Source organism: Cellulosimicrobium marinum, from assembly GCF_020551945.1.
Lineage (GTDB): Bacteria > Actinomycetota > Actinomycetes > Actinomycetales > Cellulomonadaceae > Cellulosimicrobium > Cellulosimicrobium marinum.
Window position 1 is genome coordinate 422,289 of record NZ_JAJBZH010000005.1, and the last position, 18,494, is coordinate 440,782.

17 protein-coding genes and 6 tRNA genes are annotated in these 18,494 nt (G+C 75.1%); 7 read left to right on the top strand and 16 right to left on the bottom strand.

The window, feature by feature from the left end:
* Positions 1 to 91 precede the first annotated feature (91 nt).
* From ruvC to pdxT, 3 genes are all read right to left on the bottom strand, one after another.
* A complete protein-coding gene (gene ruvC / locus LGQ04_RS13770) occupies positions 92 to 655 on the bottom strand; it encodes a crossover junction endodeoxyribonuclease RuvC (protein ID WP_229244484.1) in 564 nt (187 codons plus the stop codon).
* 244 nt (positions 656 to 899) lie between these two features.
* Positions 900 to 1,661, bottom strand: a complete 762-nt coding sequence (locus tag LGQ04_RS13775; protein ID WP_229244485.1) for a YebC/PmpR family DNA-binding transcriptional regulator — start codon at positions 1,659 to 1,661, stop codon at positions 900 to 902.
* 6 nt (positions 1,662 to 1,667) lie between these two features.
* Complete coding sequence (gene pdxT / locus LGQ04_RS13780) at positions 1,668 to 2,291, bottom strand: pyridoxal 5'-phosphate synthase glutaminase subunit PdxT (RefSeq protein ID WP_229244486.1); 624 nt, start codon at positions 2,289 to 2,291, stop codon at positions 1,668 to 1,670.
* A gap of 41 nt (positions 2,292 to 2,332) precedes the next feature.
* Here pdxT and LGQ04_RS13785 point away from each other — a divergent pair, with 41 nt between their 5' ends.
* Entirely contained in the window at positions 2,333 to 2,992 is a 660-nt protein-coding gene (locus LGQ04_RS13785) for a hypothetical protein (protein ID WP_229244487.1), read from the top strand.
* A 49-nt stretch (positions 2,993 to 3,041) separates the two neighbouring features.
* On the opposite strand, the gene LGQ04_RS13790 is transcribed toward LGQ04_RS13785, so the two are convergent.
* From LGQ04_RS13790 to LGQ04_RS13835, 10 genes are all read right to left on the bottom strand, one after another.
* The gene (locus tag LGQ04_RS13790; protein ID WP_229244488.1) at positions 3,042 to 3,608 is read right to left on the bottom strand and encodes an NUDIX hydrolase; all 567 of its coding nucleotides are present in this window, start codon (positions 3,606 to 3,608) and stop codon (positions 3,042 to 3,044) included.
* 43 nt (positions 3,609 to 3,651) lie between these two features.
* Positions 3,652 to 4,563 (bottom strand): pyridoxal 5'-phosphate synthase lyase subunit PdxS, encoded by a 912-nt coding sequence (gene pdxS / locus LGQ04_RS13795; protein ID WP_308016407.1) that lies wholly within the window; start codon positions 4,561 to 4,563, stop codon positions 3,652 to 3,654.
* Positions 4,564 to 4,736: 173 nt separating this feature from the next.
* A complete protein-coding gene (locus LGQ04_RS13800) occupies positions 4,737 to 5,384 on the bottom strand; it encodes a hypothetical protein (RefSeq protein ID WP_229244489.1) in 648 nt (215 codons plus the stop codon).
* Positions 5,381 to 6,592, bottom strand: coding sequence for a glycosyltransferase family 4 protein (locus tag LGQ04_RS13805; protein WP_229244535.1), 1,212 nt, complete (start codon positions 6,590 to 6,592; stop codon positions 5,381 to 5,383). The genes LGQ04_RS13800 and LGQ04_RS13805 overlap by 4 nt, the downstream gene beginning before the upstream one ends.
* 2 nt (positions 6,593 to 6,594) lie before the next feature.
* Positions 6,595 to 7,566, bottom strand: a complete 972-nt coding sequence (locus LGQ04_RS13810; RefSeq protein WP_229244490.1) for a phosphatidylinositol mannoside acyltransferase — start codon at positions 7,564 to 7,566, stop codon at positions 6,595 to 6,597.
* 2 nt (positions 7,567 to 7,568) lie between these two features.
* Positions 7,569 to 8,234 carry a phosphatidylinositol phosphate synthase gene (pgsA, locus tag LGQ04_RS13815; protein ID WP_229244491.1) on the bottom strand — a complete coding sequence of 222 codons (666 nt, stop codon included), beginning with the start codon at positions 8,232 to 8,234 and terminating at the stop codon, positions 7,569 to 7,571.
* The gene (locus LGQ04_RS13820; protein ID WP_229244536.1) at positions 8,234 to 8,752 is read right to left on the bottom strand and encodes an HIT family protein; all 519 of its coding nucleotides are present in this window, start codon (positions 8,750 to 8,752) and stop codon (positions 8,234 to 8,236) included. The genes pgsA and LGQ04_RS13820 overlap by 1 nt, the downstream gene beginning before the upstream one ends.
* A 93-nt stretch (positions 8,753 to 8,845) precedes the next feature.
* Positions 8,846 to 10,870 carry a threonine--tRNA ligase gene (gene thrS, locus LGQ04_RS13825; RefSeq protein WP_372470073.1) on the bottom strand — a complete coding sequence of 675 codons (2,025 nt, stop codon included), beginning with the start codon at positions 10,868 to 10,870 and terminating at the stop codon, positions 8,846 to 8,848.
* Positions 10,871 to 11,044: 174 nt separating this feature from the next.
* Complete coding sequence (locus tag LGQ04_RS13830; RefSeq protein WP_229244492.1) at positions 11,045 to 11,224, bottom strand: hypothetical protein; 180 nt, start codon at positions 11,222 to 11,224, stop codon at positions 11,045 to 11,047.
* 87 nt (positions 11,225 to 11,311) lie between these two features.
* The gene (locus LGQ04_RS13835) at positions 11,312 to 12,922 is read right to left on the bottom strand and encodes a CYTH and CHAD domain-containing protein (protein WP_229244493.1); all 1,611 of its coding nucleotides are present in this window, start codon (positions 12,920 to 12,922) and stop codon (positions 11,312 to 11,314) included.
* Positions 12,923 to 13,186: 264 nt separating this feature from the next.
* Between LGQ04_RS13835 and helR the strand changes: the two genes are divergently transcribed.
* A complete protein-coding gene (gene helR, locus LGQ04_RS13840) occupies positions 13,187 to 15,367 on the top strand; it encodes an RNA polymerase recycling motor ATPase HelR (RefSeq protein WP_229244494.1) in 2,181 nt (726 codons plus the stop codon).
* A gap of 79 nt (positions 15,368 to 15,446) precedes the next feature.
* Here helR and LGQ04_RS13845 read toward each other — a convergent pair.
* From LGQ04_RS13845 to LGQ04_RS13855, 3 genes are all read right to left on the bottom strand, one after another.
* Positions 15,447 to 15,518 (bottom strand) — tRNA-Val (locus LGQ04_RS13845).
* An 87-nt stretch (positions 15,519 to 15,605) separates the two neighbouring features.
* On the bottom strand, positions 15,606 to 16,526 hold the full coding sequence (locus LGQ04_RS13850; protein WP_229244495.1) for an aminotransferase class IV: 921 nt from the start codon (positions 16,524 to 16,526) through the stop codon (positions 15,606 to 15,608).
* The gene (locus LGQ04_RS13855) at positions 16,523 to 17,644 is read right to left on the bottom strand and encodes a chorismate-binding protein (protein WP_229244496.1); all 1,122 of its coding nucleotides are present in this window, start codon (positions 17,642 to 17,644) and stop codon (positions 16,523 to 16,525) included. Before LGQ04_RS13855 ends, LGQ04_RS13850 begins: the two co-directional genes overlap by 4 nt.
* 167 nt (positions 17,645 to 17,811) lie before the next feature.
* On the opposite strand from LGQ04_RS13855, the gene LGQ04_RS13860 reads away from it, so the two are divergent.
* The 5 genes from LGQ04_RS13860 (at position 17,812) to LGQ04_RS13880 (ending at position 18,442) form a co-directional block, all read left to right on the top strand.
* Positions 17,812 to 17,884: transfer RNA gene (locus LGQ04_RS13860), tRNA-Gly, on the top strand.
* 45 nt (positions 17,885 to 17,929) lie between these two features.
* A tRNA-Cys gene (locus LGQ04_RS13865) sits at positions 17,930 to 18,000 on the top strand.
* A gap of 14 nt (positions 18,001 to 18,014) precedes the next feature.
* Positions 18,015 to 18,086: transfer RNA gene (locus LGQ04_RS13870), tRNA-Val, on the top strand.
* Positions 18,087 to 18,243: 157 nt separating this feature from the next.
* Positions 18,244 to 18,316 (top strand) — tRNA-Gly (locus LGQ04_RS13875).
* 55 nt (positions 18,317 to 18,371) lie between these two features.
* Positions 18,372 to 18,442, top strand: a tRNA-Cys gene (locus LGQ04_RS13880).
* Positions 18,443 to 18,494 lie beyond the last annotated feature (52 nt).

Consider the following 18,494-nt stretch of genomic DNA (forward strand, 5'->3'; position numbering starts at 1 on the left):
CGGACGGGTGCCCCCGGCACGCCTGCGAGCGTGGCCGGGCGATACGAACAGGTGTACGACGGGTCACTCTAGCCCGGGCCCCCGACGCGCCCTACGCACGCCCGCGGCGCGCCGTCCGCTCGGCGGCGGCCCAGGCGCGCTGGGCGGGGGTGAGCTCGTGCCGCTCGCCCCCCTGGAGCGCCCCGGCGGGGCGCCACAGGTGGCAGATGGCGAGCGCGAGGGCGTCCGCGGCGTCGGCGGGCCGGGGCGGTTCGGCGAGCCCGAGGATGCCGGCGACCATGCGCTGCACCTGCTCCTTGCCCGCGCGCCCGCTGCCCGTGACGGCGGCCTTGACCTCGGACGGGGTGTGCAGGGCGACGGGGACGCGCCGCCGCGCGGCCGCGACCATGGCGAGCCCGGCGACCTGCGCCGTGCCCATCACCGTCCCGACGTTGTGCTGGGCGAACACGCGCTCGACCGCGACGACGTCCGGCACGTGCTCGTCGAGCCACGCGTCGAGCCTCTCGGCGATGCGCAGCAGGCGCAGGTCCACGCTCGTCTCGGGGTCGGACCGCAGCACCCCGACGGCCACCATCTCGGCGCGCCGCCCCGGCAGGGAGTCCACGACCCCCACCCCGCACCGGGTCAGTCCAGGGTCCACTCCGAGCACGCGCACGCGCTCAGCCTTTCACGACCTGCCGCCACATCCGTCGAGGCACGCGGCGGGACCGACGAGACGACGCGGCTCCGGGCCGACCGCCCGCCGGACGCGGGGACGGGCGGGCGGGGTGCGCGCGGTCGTGGCGGGCCTGGCGGGAGCGCCCGAGGAACGAGGGCGCGGATGGTAGACCGCGCGCGCCCCGCCCGTCCGGCCTACCGACCACGCCGTGGGTCGAGCGAGGTACCGGTCGAGCGAGACGTCACTCGTCGTTCTCGAGCTCCGCCATCACCTCGTCCGACGCGTCGAAGTTCGCGTAGACGTTCTGCACGTCGTCGCTGTCCTCGAGCGCGTCGATGAGGCGCAGGATCTTGCGGGCGCCGTCGGCGTCGACCTCGACCTGCATGGACGGGTGCCACACGGAGTCGGCGGAGTCGTACTCGATGCCGGCGTCCTGGATGGCGGTGCGCACGGCGACGAGGTCGGTGGCCTCGCACAGCACCTCGAAGACGTCGCCGGCCTCGGAGACGTCCTCGGCCCCGGCCTCGAGGGCGGCGAGCATGACGTCGTCCTCGCTCACGCCGTCGGCCTTGGGCACGACGACGAGCCCCTTGCGGGAGAACAGGTAGGACACGGAGCCGGGGTCGGCGAGGCTGCCCCCGTTGCGGGAGAACGCGGTGCGGACCTCGGCGGCGGCGCGGTTCTTGTTGTCGGTGAGGCACTCGACGAGCACGGCGATGCCGTTGGTGCCGTAGCCCTCGTACATGATCGTCTGGTAGTCGACGGCGTCGGCGCCCTCGCCGGAGCCGCGCTTGACGGCGCGGTCGATGTTGTCGTTCGGGACGGACGACTTCTTGGCCTTCTGGATGGCGTCGAAGAGCGTCGGGTTGCCGGCGGGGTCACCGCCGCCGGTGCGGGCGGCGACCTCGATGTTCTTGATGAGCTTCGCGAAGAGCTTGCCGCGCTTGGCGTCGATCGCCGCCTTCTTGTGCTTGGTCGTGGCCCACTTGGAGTGCCCTGACATGCGTTCCTACCCCTTCGCGATCTGGACGAACCGCTCGTGCACGCGCGCGTCGCCGGAGATCTCCGGGTGGAACGACGTGGCGAGCAGCGGTCCCTGCTGGACTGCGACGATCCTACCGGCGGCCGCGTCGGGGATCCCCGGCGTGCCGTCGTCCGGGATCCTGGCGAGGACCTCGACGCCGGGTCCGACGTCCTCGACCCAGGGCGCGCGGATGAAGACGGCGTGCACGGGGACGGCGTGGTCCCCGAGCCCGGCGAGGGCGAGGTCGGTCTCGAACGAGTCGACCTGGCGGCCGAAGGCGTTGCGCCGCACGGTCACGTCGAGGCCGCCGAGGGTGCGCTGGTCGGCGGTGCCGCCGAGGAGGCGGTCGGCGAGCAGGATCATGCCGGCGCACGACCCGTACACGGGCAGCCCGTCGGCGATGCGGGCGCGCAGCGGTGCGTCGAGCTCGAAGATGCGCAGGAGCTTGTCGATGGTCGTGGACTCGCCCCCGGGGAGCACGAGGCCGTCGACCTGCGCGAGCTCCTCGGGGCGCCGCACGCCGACGGTGCGTGCTCCCGCGCTCTCGAGCGCCGCGCGGTGCTCGCGGACGTCGCCCTGCAGGGCCAGGACACCGATCGTGATCGTCACGAGGGGTGATGATACGTCGGGCCGTTGCTAGCCTCGGCGCCGTGACCTTCCCTCCTGGCGCCGGACCGTCCGCCCCGTTCCCGTCACCCGGGGGCGGGTACCCGCCTCCGCCGCCCGTGCGGCGCAGCACGCGGGGTGCGACGGTGCTGATCGTCGTCGGGTCGGTGCTGCTGGTCCTGGCGACGGGGGCGGGCGCGCTGGGCGTGTCGACGTTCCTGCGCGCGGTGCCGACGGGCGTGGTCGACGGCGCGGGCGGGCCGGGTCCGGACGCCCTGGCGTCGGGTGGTGTGCCCGGCGAGGCGCAGGTGTCGGTCGTGGCGGGTGAGCCGTACAGCGTGTGGGCGGTGGTGCCGGCGGGCGGTGCGCCGTTCGGCGCGGACGACGTGCGGGTGACGTGCCCGGACGGGGCGTTGACGGTGGGGCGTCCGTCGGTGTCGGGGAGCTCGGGGGCGGGGTCGTTCGAGGCGACGACGGTGGCGGAGGTGACGCCGGGCGCGTCGCAGACGTGCACGGTGGCGGTGTCGGGCGGGTCCGTCGGCGCGGGCACGACGTTCGTGGTGACGGACGGGTGGCGCTTCGGGGAGTTCTTCGCGACGGTGGGCGGGACGATCCTGCTGTGGTTCGTCGCGATCGGGGGAGGTCTGCTCGGGCTCGGCCTGCTCGTCGGCGGGATCCTGTGGCGCGTGGTCGCCCGTCGCTGAGGTCCCGGCGTCCTCCCCCGGGCCCTCGGGGGTTCGGTGGTGCCGCGCGTCAGTGCTCGCGCGCGAGCCCGAGGTGGCGCGTGGTGCCGTCCCAGCCGCCGAGGAGCGGTCGCACGAGGTCGGCGAGCCCGTCGGGGAAGACCTCGATCTCGACGCGGGCGAGGGCGTCGAGGTCCCACCAGCGCACCTCGTCGACGACGTCGAGCTCGACGTCGGTCCAGCCCTCGCGGCTGAGGTCGTGCCCGGCGAGCACGGCGCCGTGCAGCCGCGCGAGGTAGATGACCTCGTCCTGGCGGCAGTGCTGGCGGGAGAAGTCGAAGATCGCGCTGCGCGTGTACACGGGCCCGACGACCGCGGCGGGGTCGAGCTCGATGCCGGTCTCCTCGCGGACCTCGCGCACGGCGGCGGCGAGGTCGTCCTCGCCGTCGTCGATGCCTCCCCCGACGGTGAACCACCACGACCGCTCGGGCTGGTCGACGTCGTGCCCGCGCACGAGGAGCAGCCGGTCGGCGTCGTCGAGGAGCAGCACGCGGGCGCCGCGCCGGAAGTACAGGCCGTCGTCCCCGAGCACCCAGTCGGGGCCCAGGGACGACGGCGCGTCGGTGCGGTCGGTCACCGCGGCACCCGGGGCGTCGCGGTCGCCGGGTGGGACGTGGTCGTCACCAGCCGCGCTCGGCGAGCCGGTGCGGGACGGGGATGTCGTCGACGTTGATGCCGACCATGGCCTCGCCGAGGCCGCGCGAGACCTTGGCGACGACGTCGGGGTCGTCGTAGAACGTCGTGGCCTTGACGATCGCGGCGGCGCGCTGGGCCGGGTTGCCGGACTTGAAGATGCCGGAGCCGACGAAGACGCCCTCGGCGCCGAGCTGCATCATCATGGCGGCGTCCGCCGGGGTGGCGATGCCGCCGGCGGTGAACACGACGACGGGGAGCTTGCCCGTCGCGGCGACCTCCTTGACGAGCTCGTAGGGCGCCTGGAGCTCCTTCGCCGCGACGAACAGCTCGTCCTCGGGCAGCGAGGTGAGGCGGCGGATCTCGGCGCGGATGGTGCGCATGTGGGTCGTCGCGTTCGACACGTCGCCCGTGCCGGCCTCGCCCTTGGAGCGGATCATCGCGGCGCCCTCGGTGATGCGGCGCAGGGCCTCGCCGAGGTTGGTCGCCCCGCACACGAACGGCACGGTGAACTGCCACTTGTCGATGTGGTTGGCGTAGTCCGCGGGGGTGAGCACCTCGGACTCGTCGACGTAGTCGACGCCGAGGGACTGCAGCACCTGGGCCTCGACGAAGTGACCGATGCGGGCCTTCGCCATGACGGGGATGGAGACGGCCTCGATGATGCCGTCGATCATGTCGGGGTCGGACATGCGCGACACGCCGCCCTGCGCGCGGATGTCGGCGGGGACGCGCTCGAGCGCCATGACGGCGACGGCGCCGGCGTCCTCGGCGATCTTCGCCTGCTCGGGGGTGACGACGTCCATGATGACGCCGCCCTTGAGCATCTCCGCCATGCCGCGCTTGACCTTCGCGGTGCCGGTCGCGGCGCTCTCGGCGGGGACGTTCTGCTCGGACACGTTGGTCACCGGTACCTCACACGTTCGGTTCGGGGGAGCGTACGGCCGCCACGAGTCGACGGCCGGACCTCCGCGCGGTCGCGCCGACCGTACCCGACGGGCGGGCAGGGGGCGTGCGCGGTGGCGGGCACATGCTCGCACACCTGGTCCATCGTACTGCGGCGCGTCCCGCCTCAGGCCGCTCCTGCGGCCAGCTCGACCGGGCGCCCGAGGCCGACGGGCCACGCGTCGTCGAGCTCGACCGTGGCGGGCATCGGGGCGTGCCCGGCGACCCGGAACAGCCGGACCCACCACTTCGCCCGGACCCGCAGCGCCTGGGCGACGGCGCCGTTGTGGAACCGGCGCGCGAGCTGGGCGCGGTACCACGCGGCCGCGAGGTTGCCGAGCAGCTCGTCGGCGCCGGACGCGCGCAGCTCGAGGACGTCGTCGGGGTCCTCGAACGCGGACCGCAGGGTCGCGGACAGGTCCGACTCGGCGAGCGCCCGGGAGGGCGCCATCCCTCCCAGGAGCCGTCGCGGGCGCGGTTCGACGGTCTCCCCCAGGCCCGGGACGGAGCCGACGAGGCGGCGGGAGTCGGCGTCGTCGTCGAGCACGGCGTGCGCCGCCTCGGCGACGAGGACGGACGTCGCCGGGTCCAGCTCGCCGGACGCGGCGAGGTCGACGGCGGCCGACGCGCGGCGCACGAGCTGGGCGTCGAGGGCGAGCCGGGACGCCATGACCTTGCGGTGCAGGCGGTCGAGGCGTGACGCCGCGACCCACAGGAGCCACCCGAGGAGGGCGACGGCGGCCACGACGACGACCGCGATCTCGGACCAGGTCACGGGCGCTCCTCCTCGCGGCGTTCCGGGCGTCCTCGGCCGACGAGGCGGCCGCCGCGCAGGGAGCGCGGGTCCTCGTGCACGGGGATCACGGCCTCCGACGCCGCGAGGACGGTCTCGTAGACGGCCAGCACCTCGGCCGTCACGGTGGACCAGTCGAACCGCCGGACGAACGCCGAGGCCCGCTCGCGGTAGTCGGCCCGTCGCGCCGGGTCGGCGAGCACCTCGACGACGGTCTCGGCCAGCGCCGCGCCGTCGCCGACGGCGAACAGGGCGCCGGCCGCGCCGTCGTCAAGCACGCGACGGAACGCGCCGAGGTCGCTCGCCACGACGCACGCGCCGGCGCTCATGGCCTCGACGAGGACGATGCCGAAGCTCTCCCCGCCGGTCTGGGGCGCCACGTAGAGGTCGACGGACGCGAGCATGCTCGCCTTGTCCTCGTCGCTGATGCCGCCCAGGAACTCGACGGACGCGGCGTGCTCCCCCAGCGCGGCGACGGCCTCGTCGCGGCCGGTGTCGCCGCGGCCCGCGACGAGGAACCGTGCGCCGGGCACGCGCGCGAGGATGCGCGGGATCGCGTCGGTGAGGACGGGCAGGCCCTTGCGCGGCTCGTCGAGGCGGCCGAGGAAGGCGATCGTCGGGGCGTCGGGGGTGCCCTGCCAGCGTGCCTGCGGCGCGGCGTCCGCGAACGTGTCGACGTAGACGCCGTTCGGGATGACCACCGCGTCGCCGCCGAGGTGCTCGACGAGGGTGCGGCGCGCGTCCTCGGAGACCGCGATGCGCGCGTCGATCTTCTCGAGCCCCTGGCGCACGAGCGGGTACGCCACCTGGAGCGCGCGCGACCGCACGAGCGACGTGTGGAAGGTCCCGACGATCGGCCCCTGGGCGATCCACAGCGCGCTCATGGACAGCGACGGGTTGACCGGCTCGTGCAGGTGCAGGACGTCGAACCGTCCCGCGTCGAGCCAGCGCCGGACCCGCCCGACGGTCCGGGGACCGAACGAGACCCGCGCGACGGAGCCGTTGTAGCGGACCGGGATCGCCCCGCCGACCGGGGTGAGGTAGTCGGGGACGGGGGTGTCGTCGTCCGCGGGGGCGAGGACGGACACGTGGTGGCCCTGCGCCATGAGCGCCTCGGCGAGGTCGCGCACGTGGAACTGCACGCCGCCGGGCGCGTCGAACGAGTACGGGCACACGATCCCGACGCGCAGGCTCATGCCGCACCCCCGGGTGCCTCGCCCGCGGCCTCCTTGGTGCGGGCGTAGCGCTCGGGGTCGAGGTCCTCGACGAACACCTTCTGCAGCATGTGCCAGTCCTCGGGGTGCTCGCGGATCGCGACCGACAGCGCGTCCACCCAGCCCTGCGTGAGGGCCGCGACCTGCTCCGCGCGCGGCACGCCCGCAGGAACCTCGACGCGAGGGAAGAACCGGATGACCAGGCCCCACGCGGTCCCGGCCGCCCGCCGGCGCTCGCCCCGCAGGCGCTCGTAGTAGATGCCGGTGGGGACCAGCGGCGTGCCCGTGCTCACGGCGAGCGCCGCGGGCCCGGCGGCCACGCGTGCGCGACGGCCGAACAGGTCGACCTCCACGCCGCGGGCCGTGAGGTCGCGGTCGGCCAGCAGCGGGATGATGCGGCCCGGTCGGCTCGCGCCGCGCACGAGGTCGCGGAACACGTCGCCGTCGCCGAGGGCGAGGATCTCCAGCCCGATCGAGGTGCGGAACGCGAGGAACTCCTCGAACAGCTCGGGCGGTTCCAGGCGCTCGGCGACGGTGAGGACGGGCGCGATGTTCGGGGTCGCGAACGCGCCCGCGAGATCCCAGTTCCCCTGGTGGGCCAGCGCGAGCACGGGGCTACGGTCCCCGTCGAGGTGCACGGTGAGGTTGTCGTAGTCGACGAGCCGCACCCGGGCCGTCACCTGCTCCGGGCTCCAGGCCGGGAGGGTGAACGCCTCGCGGTAGTAGCGCATGTACGAGCGCATCCCGGCGCGGGACAGGCGGCGCAGCTCGCGGGGTCGCAGGCCCGGGCGGACCCGCGCGAGGTTCTTCTCGAGCTGGCGCACCCCGCCCCCGCGGGCGAGCCACGCGACGTCGGCCACGGCGGTGAAGACGCCCCGCAGGACCGGGTCGGGGACCTTGTGCGCGTGGCGCCACGCGAACGTGAACGCCTTCCCGGAGTCGAACCCCATGCTCAGCGGGCACCTTCCGTGTCGTCGGGACCGGCGGCGCCGGCGAGGGCGAGGGCCTGGCGGCGCACGGTGGCGACGCGCTGGACGATCGTCACGGCGCTCGCGAGCGCGAGGAGCCCGAGCACGACGACGAGCACGACGGCGGGGACGCCCAGCCCGACGAGCCCGGTGGCGACGAGCGCGGCGACGAGCCGGTCGGCGCGCTCGGCGATGCCGACCTGGGCCGTCATGCCGACGCTCTCGGCGCGGGCGCGCGCGTAGGGCACGACGGCGCCGAGCGCGAGGCACGCGAGCGCCGCCCCGGTCCCCCACGCGGCGAGATCCGGGGTGAGGCGGTCGTCGTCGGCGCGCACGAACCACAGCGTGAGGCCGACGAAGATCGCGGCGTCGGCGAGCCGGTCCAGCGTGGAGTCGAGGAACGCGCCCCAGGGCCCGGACCGCCCGGCGCGGCGGGCCATCACGCCGTCGAGCACGTCGGCGAACGCGAAGACCATGACGACCATGGTGCCCGCGAAGAGGTGCCCGGTCGGGAAGAGCCACAGCGCGCCGGCGACGGCGCCGAGCGTGCCCACGAGGGTGACGACGTCGGGGCTCACGCCGAGCCGGAGCAGGAGCGCGGCGAGCGGGGTGAAGAGCCGGGTGGTGAGCGCACGCAGGCGTCCGAACATCAGGCGCCGCCCTCCGTCCGGCCGGGACCCGCGGGCGCGGGCCACGCGGCGGCGAGCTTCGCCCGCGTGTCGGCCAGGAGCTCGGGGACGGCCTTCGTGCGCCCGACGACGGGCAGGAAGTTCGCGTCGCCCGTCCAGCGCGGCACGACGTGCTGGTGCAGGTGCGCCGCGATCCCCGCCCCGGCGACCGCGCCCTGGTTCATGCCCAGGTTGAAGCCGTGCGGGGCGGACACGGCCCGCACGACCCGCATCGCGGTCTGCGTGAGGTGCGCGACCTCGACCGTCTCCGCGTCGGTGAGGTCCGTGTAGTCGGAGACGTGCCGGTAGGGCACGACCATGAGGTGGCCGGGGTTGTACGGGTACAGGTTGAGCACGACGTACGCCGCCCGGCCGCGCGCGACGACCAGCCCGTCCTCGTCGCTGCGCTCCGGGGCGCGGCAGAACGGGCACGCGCCCGCCGTGTCGTCGGCGGGCCTGTCCTGCCCGCCGATGTACACCATGCGGTGGGGCGTCCACAGGCGCTCGAGCCCGTCGTCGAACCGGGGGTGGTCCTCCGGCGGCTCGACGACGGGCCCGGGAGCGGCGCCCGGCTGCTCCTCGCTCACGGGCGCTCAGACCTGCACGCGGTCGCGCACGGCGGTGACGATGCGCTCGATCGCCTCGGCGACCGGCACGCCGTTGTCCTGGCGGCCGTCGCGGTAGCGGAAGGACACCGCGCCGGCCTCGACGTCCTCGCCGCCCGCGATGAGCGTGAAGGGGACCTTCTGCGTGCTCGCGTTGCGGATCTTCTTGCCGAACCGGTCGTCGGAGTAGTCGACCTCGGCGCGGATCCCCTGCGCGCGCAGCTGCGCGACGACGTCGGCCAGGTAGTCGTTGAACGGCTCCGCGACGGGCACGGCCACGACCTGGACGGGGGCGAGCCACGCCGGGAACGCGCCCGCGTAGTGCTCGAGCAGGACGGCGAAGAACCGCTCGATCGAGCCGAAGAGCGCACGGTGGATCATGACGGGCCGCTGGCGCGAGCCGTCCGCCGCCGTGTACTCGAGGTCGAACTTCTCGGGCAGGTTGAAGTCGAGCTGGATGGTCGACATCTGCCACGTGCGGCCGATGGCGTCCTTGGCCTGGACGGAGATCTTCGGGCCGTAGAACGCGGCGCCGCCCGGGTCCGGGACGAGCTCGAGGCCGGAGGCGGTGGCGACCTCCTCGAGGGTGCGCGTCGCCTCCTCCCACGTCGCGTCGTCGCCCACGGACTTCTCCGGGTCGCGCGTGGACAGCTCGAGGTAGAAGTCGTCGAGGCCGTAGTCCTTGAGCAGGTCGAGCACGAACGTCAGGAGCGAGGTGAGCTCGTCGCGCATCTGCTCGCGCGTGCAGTAGATGTGCGCGTCGTCCTGGGTGAACCCGCGCGCGCGGGTCAGGCCGTGCACGACTCCCGACTTCTCGTACCGGTACACCGTCCCGAACTCGAACAGCCGCAGCGGGAGCTCGCGGTAGGAGCGGCCGCGCGCGTCGAACACGAGGTTGTGCATCGGGCAGTTCATCGGCTTGAGGTAGTAGTCCTGCCCCGCGCGCTTGACGTTGCCGTCGTCGTCCACCTCCTCGTCGAGGTGCATCGGGGGGTACATCCCGTCCGCGTACCAGTCGAGGTGGCCCGAGGTCTGGAAGAGCTTCGCCTTGGTGATGTGCGGGCTGTTGACGAACGAGTAGCCCGCCTCCACGTGCCGCTTGCGCGAGTACTCCTCCATCTCCATGCGGATGATGCCGCCCTTGGGGTGGAAGACCGCGAGGCCCGAGCCGATCTCCTCGGGGAAGGAGAAGAGGTCGAGCTCGCTGCCGAGACGGCGGTGGTCGCGGCGCTCGGCCTCGGCGAGGCGCTCGAGGTACGCCTTGAGCTCGTCCTTCGTGGGCCAGGCGGTGCCGTAGATCCGCTGCAGCTGCGGGTTCTTCTCGCTGCCGCGCCAGTAGGCGGCGGCCGAGCGCATGAGCTGGAAGCCGTTGCCGAGGAGCTTCGTCGACGGCAGGTGCGGCCCGCGGCACAGGTCCTTCCACACCACGGTCTCGGACTCGCGGCCCGCGCCGCGCACGTTGTCGTAGATCGTCAGCTCGGCGCCGCCGACCTCGACGGAGCTGCCGTCGTCGTCCGACGCACCGCCCTTGAGCCCGATGAGCTCGAGCTTGTACGGCTCGCCGGCGAGCTCGGCGCGCGCCTCGTCCTCCGTGACGACGCGGCGGCGGAACGTCTGCCCCTCGCGCGCGATGCGCGCCATCGCCTTGTCGAGCGCCTTGAGGTCCTCGGGGGTGAAGGGCGTCTCGACGTCGAAGTCGTAGTAGAAGCCGTCGGTGACGGGCGGGCCGATCCCGAGCTTCGCGTCCGGGTTGACCTGCTGCACGGCCTGGGCGAGGACGTGCGCGGCCGAGTGGCGCAGCACCGCGAGACCGTCCGGCGAGTCGATCGTCACGCCCTCGACCTCGTCGCCGGGCGCGAGCGCGGTGTCGAGGTCCTTGAGCACGCCGTTCACGCGCACGACGACGACGTCGCGGCGGTCGGCGAACAGCTCCGTGCCCGTCGTGGCCGTCTCCACCGTGGCCGTCCCGGTCTCGGGGGCGGTGGTGACTGGTGGCTGGACGACGTCCGACACGTGCTGCTCCTTGCAGGGCGGGAGGGCGCCGTCGCGGCGTCCTCGTGAGCGGGTTCGTCGAGACGCCGCGCAGGTCCGGGCGCTCGAAGGGGCGCCGTCGTCGACGGCGCCCCTCGATCGTACCGACCCCCGCAGGGGGGACGAACCGGGTTCCGGGCCCGGCGCGTCGGCGGGCTACTGGTCGTTCGCCTGCTTCGCCTTGTCGGCGAGGGTGTCGACGTGCTTGTCGACCGAGTCCGGCGCGACCCCCTTGATCGCGCCGGCGACCTGGTCGATCCGTTCGTCCGTGAGCTGCTCCTTGGCCTTGCCGAGCAGGTCGCCCAGGCCGCCCTGGCTCTTCGGTGTCTCGCTCATGGCTGCTCCCTCCGGTGGTCGTGCCCCGCGCCGTCGCGCGGTGGCACCGTGCTCCTCGGACGCTACCCAGGCCGCGGCGCTCGCGCCTCACGACGACGTCCACCGCCGCATCCGCGGTCGTCTCGCGCGCTCCCACGCCGCCGCGAAGCCCTCCAGGGCCGCGTCCGCCCGCTGCCGCTCGACCCCGACGAGCAGCCCGTGGCTGAACCCGTTCTCCCCGGAGAGGTGGGCCTGCATCCCGAGCGTGCGCAGGGCGCGGCCGAGCCCGACGGCGTCGTGGCGCTCGCCGAGGGCGTCCTGGACGGCCTCCAGCCGCCGGGCGAAGCGCGCCGCGTGCCTGCCGGTCCGGCCGGGCAGCGAGGGCGCGACGACCTCGCCCGCGTACCGGGCGCGCTTGGCCGCCTTGCGCACGTCGTGCAGGAGCTCGTCGTACCGGTCCCCCGCCCCGGGGTCGCCCGCGAGCGCCTGCGCCGCCTCCGCCCGGTGGCGGGTGCGCCGCCAGGCCCTGCGCACGTGCCGCGGGAGCTCGTCGGCGGCCGGGCGGTCGGCGCGCGGGGACAGGGGCGGTGCCTCGGCGAGCGCGTCGAGCGTGTCGAGGAGGGTCAGGTAGCGCGCGCCGTCCATCTGCCCGACGGCGTCGCGCAGCGCGGCCCGGTACCGCGCGTCGAGCTCGTCGACGACGTGGGCGCGCACCGGGCCGACGACGAGCTCGGCGGGCAGGGCGTCGAGCACCGTGCGCACCCGGTCGCGCGCGACCTCCGCGTCGCGGGCCTCGCCGAGCACCTGCCCCCACCACCGCAGGGCGTCGCGGACGGGTTCCGTGCGCTCGCGGTCGAGGAGCGGGCGGAAGGTCGCGAGCGCGCTGCGCAGGCGGCGGGCGGCGACGCGGGCCTTGTGCACGGCGTCGGGCACGTCCCGGCGGACCGCCGGGTCGAGCCGGACCAGCTCCGCGACCTGCTCGCGCACGTGGTGCACGACGACGTCCCCCGCCGTGGGGTGGTCCGGCAGCGGCCCGGCGTCGCCGCGGGGCCCGAGGTCCGGGTCCCCCAGGGCGCGGGAGAGCTTCGGCGCGGCGGGTCCGGGCCGGGCACCGGAGTCGACGAGGGCGTCGACGACGTCGTCGAGCAGGCCGGCGGGGTCGGCGGCGTCGAGGCCGTCCGGTGCGAGCTCGACCTCGACCTCGCGCCACGCGCCGGTGCGCCCGCGCGGCGCGACGAGGCGCTCGCCCGTCACGCGGTCGTCGGCGACCTCCACGAGCACGCGGTCGGCGGCGTCGAGGATCACCGTCACCCCGCGTCGGGTGCGGACGCGTGCGACGGCGACGAGCGGTGCGCCCCGGGCCAGCCCGCGGACGAGGGCGGCGAGCTCGTCCGGCGGCACCGGGCCGCCGTCCACCGTGGGCTCGTGGGCAGGTTCGTGGGTGGTGTCCGACGGCGCGTCGCCGCCGAGCGGTCGGCGCACCTCCTCGCGATCCCCGCCGGGCAGGGGGAGCTTGAGGTGCCACCCGGCGTCCTTCCCGCCGCTGCGACGCCGCAGGGTGACGCCGCGGGCGAGCAGGCGCAGGCCGACCGTGTCGAGGTACACGGCGTCGAGGTCGACCGGGTCGAGCAGGCGCGTCGTCAGGCCGTCGAGCCGAACCGGCGGCACGCGCCAGCCGTCCGGCACGCGCAGCGTGCGCTCGACCTCGCGGTACGACACCCCGGCCTCCCTCGCTCCGGCCTCGTCCGAGGTTACGAGCGGGTGGGCGACCACGCACCGGGGCACGGGGGCACGGGGGCACGGGGAAGGGCGAGCCATCGGCTCGCCCGTCTCAACGTATAGCGCCCGGGGGGTCGTGCGGCAACGCCCCCCGAGGGGCGCAGAATCGCGGTCCGGACCGGCCCACGGTGCGCAGGGAGAGCCCGCCACGCGCCGTCGGACCCGGCCGGTCTCCCGTCCCCCCCAGCGTGCGGAGCACACCTCGTGACCCTGACCACCGCAGTGTTCGACCTGCCCGACGGGCAGGCCGCCAAGGCCGACCCCGCTCTCGTCGGCGACGACGCCCGCCACCTCGCCGCCGTCGCCGACGCCGTCGCCGCGCAGGTCGCCGTCCTCGCCGACCGGCTCGACGTCGCACGCCGCTCCCCCGCCGGGCACGGGCAGGCCGCGCTCGACCGCGACCAGGAGGTGCACCGGCTCACCGCGCGGCTGCGCACCCTGCGGCGCCACGGCCCCGACCTGTGCCTCGGCCGGTGCGTCCCGGCGGACGGGGGCGACCCGCTCTACGTGGGTCGCGTCGGGCTGCACGACGCCGCGGGGCGCCAGCTCCTCGTCGACTGGCGCTCCCCCGCGGCCGAACCGTTCTTCGCCGCGACGACCGCGCGTCCTCTCGGCCTCGCGAGCCGGCGTCGCTACCGGTGGACCGACGGGCGCGTCACCGACTACTGGGACGAGGCGTTCCTCGCCGACGGCGGCACGGACACCCACCTGGCGCTCGACGACGACTCGGCGTTCCTCGCGAGCCTCGCCACCCGCCGGACCGACCGCATGCGCGACGTCCTCGCCACGCTCCAGGCCGACCAGGACGCGATCGTGCGGGCCGGGTCCGCGGGCGCTCTCGTCGTCGACGGCGGGCCGGGCACCGGCAAGACCGTCGTGGCCCTGCACCGCGCCGCCTACCTGCTCTACGCCGACCCGCACCTCGGCCCCGGGCGCGGCGGGGTGCTCGTCGTCGGGCCGAGCCGCCCGTACCTCGCGTACGTGGCCGACGTCCTGCCCGGTCTCGGCGAGGACGGGGTGCGGACCTGCACCGTCGCCGACCTCGTCCCCGAGGGCGCGACCGCGCGGCCCGAGGCGGACGCCGCCGTCGCGCGCCTCAAGGGGTCGGCCGACCTCGTGCGTGCGATCGAGCCCGCCGTCGCGTTCTCCGAACGGCCCCCGACCGAGGGCATGGAGGTCTCGACCCCGTGGGCGGACCTGTGGCTGTCGACGACGGACTGGGCCGAGGCGTTCGCGTCCCCCGAGCCCGGCACCCCGCACAACGAGGCGCGCGACGACGTGTGGGACGCCCTCGTCGCGGTCCTCGCCGACAAGCACGCCGACTCCGCGCCCGACGTGCCCGCCGCGGACGTCCTCGCCACCCTGCGCGCCGACCGCGACCTCGGCGCCGCGCTCAACCGCGCGTGGCCCCTCGTCGAGGCGACCGACCTCGTCGCGGACCTGTGGTCCGTCCCCGCCTACCTGCGGCTGTGCGCCCCCTCGCTCACCGCGGACGAGGTCGCCGCCCTGCAGCGCGACGACCCGACCGCGTGGACCCGCTCCGACCTGCCCCTCCTCGACGCCGCCCGACGACGCCTCGGCGACCCCGAGACGTCCCGGCGTCGCCGCCGCCGGGCGGCCGGGGTCGCCGCGCGGCGCGCACGGATGGACGACGTCGTCGCCGACCTCGTCGCGAGCGACGACAGCGAGATGTCCCTCATGTCGATGCTGCGCGTCGACGACCTGCGCGACGCGCTCGACGCCGACCCCGGGCTCGGCGACGCCACGGCGGACCCGCTCGCCGGACCGTTCGCGCACCTCGTGGTCGACGAGGCCCAGGAGCTCACCGACGCGGAGTGGCTGACCGTCCTCGCACGCTGCCCGTCCCGCAGCCTCACCGTCGTGGGCGACCGCGCCCAGGCCCGGCGCGGCTTCCCGGAGACCTGGCGCGAACGCCTCGCGCGCGTCGGGGTCGACGTCGTCACCGAACGCGGCCTCACCGTCAACTACCGCACGCCCGCGGAGGTCATGGCGGCAGCCGAACCCGTCGTCCGCGCGGTGCTGCCCGACGCGAACGTGCCGACCTCGGTGCGCACCGCCGGGGTCCCCGTGACCCACGGCCGCGCGGCCGACCTGCCGGCCGTCGTCGAGGCGTGGCTCGCCGACCACGAGGGCACCGCCTGCGTGATCGGCCCGCCCGCCGCCACGGGCCGCCTCGCGAAGACCCTGACCGACGACAGCGACGGCCGCCTCCGCGTGCTCGAGCCCGCGCTCGTCAAGGGACTCGAGTTCGACCTCGTCGTCCTCGTCGACCCGGACGGCCTCGGCACCGGGACGGCAGGTGCCGTCGACCGTTACGTCGCCATGACCCGCGCGACCCGGCAGCTCGTCGTCCTGGAGCCCTGAGCCTGCCCTCGGTCGCTCTCCCGGGACACGACGAAGGCCCCCGACCAGCGCGTACGCGGTCGGGGGCCTTCGTGCTCGGTGGGCGATACTGGGTTCGAACCAGTGACCTCTTCGGTGTGAACGAAGCGCGCTACCACTGCGCCAATCGCCCGAGTGCGAGGTCGATACTAGCCTGGACCGGACCGGATCGGAAAACCGGCCTGCGCGCACCTGTCGGGCGCGCCGCCGGAGGACCACGTCACGGGTCGATCCGCTCCCGACGCCGCCGCTCGAAGAGCTCGCGCGCGGCGAGGGAGACGGTCCCCGCCTGGACGTCGACGCCGTCGATCCAGGTCACGGGCTGGGCGTTGCGCACGGACCCGGTGAGCAGGAGCTGGGCGCGACCGTCGCTCACCTCGTCGAGCACGTCGAACGGCAGCTCGCCGGGGCGCGCCTCGCGCACGGGCAGCCCGTCCTCGGCGGCCCACTCCAGGAGCAGCTCGCGTGTGATCCCGGCGAGGCAGCCGGTGGTCAGCAGCGGGGTGACGAGCTCGCCGTCGCGCTCGACGAACACGTTCGCGCCGGTGCCCTCGCAGAGCTCGCCGCGGGTGTTCGCGAGCAGGGCCTCGTCCCCGCCCCGTGCGACGGCGTCGGCGAGCGCGACGACGTTCTCGGCGTACGACGTCGTCTTGAGCCCGGCGACCGCGGAGCGCTCGTTGCGCGTCCACGGGGACCGCACGGCCCGGCCGCGGGCGACGATCGTCGCCGGGCCGGCCGCGACGACGAGGGTCTGCGCGCCCGGCGTGCGGCCCGAGCCGAGGGGGCCGATGCCGGCGGTGAGGGTGATGCGCAGGCGTCCGACCGCGCCCGCACCCGCGTCGGCGCGGGTGCGCGCCTCCTCGAGGACGGCCGCGACGGCGTCGCGCACCGCCGCGTCGTCGGGCGCCTCGAGGCCCAGGCCGGCCGCGGAGCGCGCGAGGCGCCGCAGGTGGCGCGTGAGGGCGAACGCCTGGTCGTCGAAGACCGCGCACGTCTCGAAGACGCCGTCCCCGACCGTGATCCCGTGGTCGACCGCGCTCAGCGCGGCCTCGCCCGGGGAGACGACGCGCCCGTCCGCCCACACGACGAGGTTCTCGGGCGGTGCGGTCGGGGCTCCGGGCGTGGGCAACGGCGTCGTCATGGGTCCAGTGTGCCGGAGGCGAGCGCGACGAGGCGGCGGGCCTTGAGCTCCGTCTCCTCCCACTCCCGCGCCGGGTCGCTCCCCCACGTGATGCCCGCGCCGGTGCCGAACCGCAGCACGCCGTCCGACCACCAGAACGTGCGGATCCCGACGGCGAGCACGGCCTCGTCCCCGTCGACCCAGCCGACCGCACCGCAGTACGGGCCGCGCGGCACCGTCTCGAGCTCGGCGATGAGGCGCAGCGCCGACGACTTCGGCGCCCCGGAGACCGACGCGGGCGGGAAGGTCGCGCCGAGCAGCCGGGCCCAGCGGTCGGGGGCGTCGAGCACGTCGTCGCGCACCCGACCGGCGACCCGGCTCACGAGGTGGACGAGACCGGGGTGCTCCTCGACCGCGAGCAGGTCGGTCACCTCGACCGTGCCGGGCCGGCACGCGCGCTGCAGGTCGTTGCGCACGAGGTCGGTGATCATGACGTTCTCGGCGCGGTCCTTCGCGGTGAGCCCGTCCGCCGTGGTCGCCGTGCCCTTGATGGGTCCCGAGGTGAGCACGCCGTCGGACAGCTCGAGGAACAGCTCCGGGGACGCGCTGACCACCCACACCGGGTCGACGTCGCCGCCCGCCGGGACGTGCAGCACGCCCGCGTACGGGGCCGGGTTGCCCCGTGCCAGACGCCGCGCGAGGGCCTGCGCGTCGGGCTCGCCCCCCGGCCCGGGCCCGTCGGCGGCGAGCGGTGCGGCCAGCACCCGGCACACGTTCGCCTGGTAGACCTCGCCCTCGCGCACCTGGGCGCGCACGTGGGCCACGGCCGCCTCGTAGCGCTCGCGGTCGAGCGAGCTGGACCAGGAGGCAGGGTCGGGACCGTGCCAGCCGTCGTCGGAGGGGTGCGCGCGGCCGGGGTCGGGCCACGCGGCGCCGGGCTCGACACGCTCGGCGAACCGCCACGCCCGCACCCGCCCGCGCTCGGGCGCGTCGAAGTCGGCGACGACGAACCAGGGCCCGTCGTCGAGCAGACGCTCGGGCGACCGGGCCACGTCGACGCACTCGACGGCGTGGCGCGCGGCGCGACCGGCGAACCGGGCCGCACCGGTCCCGGCGGGCGTCCTCCCTGGTCCTGGCACGGGACCACGCTACCGACGGCCGGGCGGCGGGCCGTGCCGCCCGGCAGGTGGCCTGCGCCACGTCCGGCGAGGCCGGTTGGACGTCGGGCGCCGGAGTCGACTAATGTCTGGGACGCGCCGGAACGCCGGGGACACCGCGAGGTGGTCCACCGACACGCTCCGGCCACGCGGATGTGGCTCAGTTGGTAGAGCATCACCTTGCCAAGGTGAGGGTCGCGGGTTCGAGTCCCGTCATCCGCTCGGAGGCCCACTCCATCCGCTCCTCGGAGCGGCGGAGCAGGTCGTGGTGGAGTGGCCGAGAGGCGAGGCAGCGGCCTGCAAAGCCGTATACGTGGGTTCGAATCCCATCTCCACCTCGCAGCAGCACCCCGGGCGATTGGCGCAGCGGTAGCGCGCTTCCCTGACACGGAAGAGGTCACTGGTTCGATCCCAGTATCGCCCACCCCACGAAGGCCGTCCTGGACCACGTCCAGGGCGGCCTTCACCCGTCCCCGGGGAGACCGCCCGGCGGATGCGGGTTCCGACCGAAAAGTCGGCTAGTATGTGGGACGCACCGGAACGCCGGGCCTCGACCAGAGGTCTCACGTCGGTCCGGGCACGCGGATGTGGCTCAGTTGGTAGAGCATCACCTTGCCAAGGTGAGGGTCGCGGGTTCGAGTCCCGTCATCCGCTCGAGGCCCACTCCTCGCCCGTCTCCCCCCGGAGCGCGGGCGAGGTCGTGCTTCACGGTGGAGTGGCCGAGAGGCGAGGCAGCGGCCTGCAAAGCCGTATACGTGGGTTCGAATCCCATCTCCACCTCGCAGCAGCACCCCGGGCGATTGGCGCAGCGGTAGCGCGCTTCCCTGACACG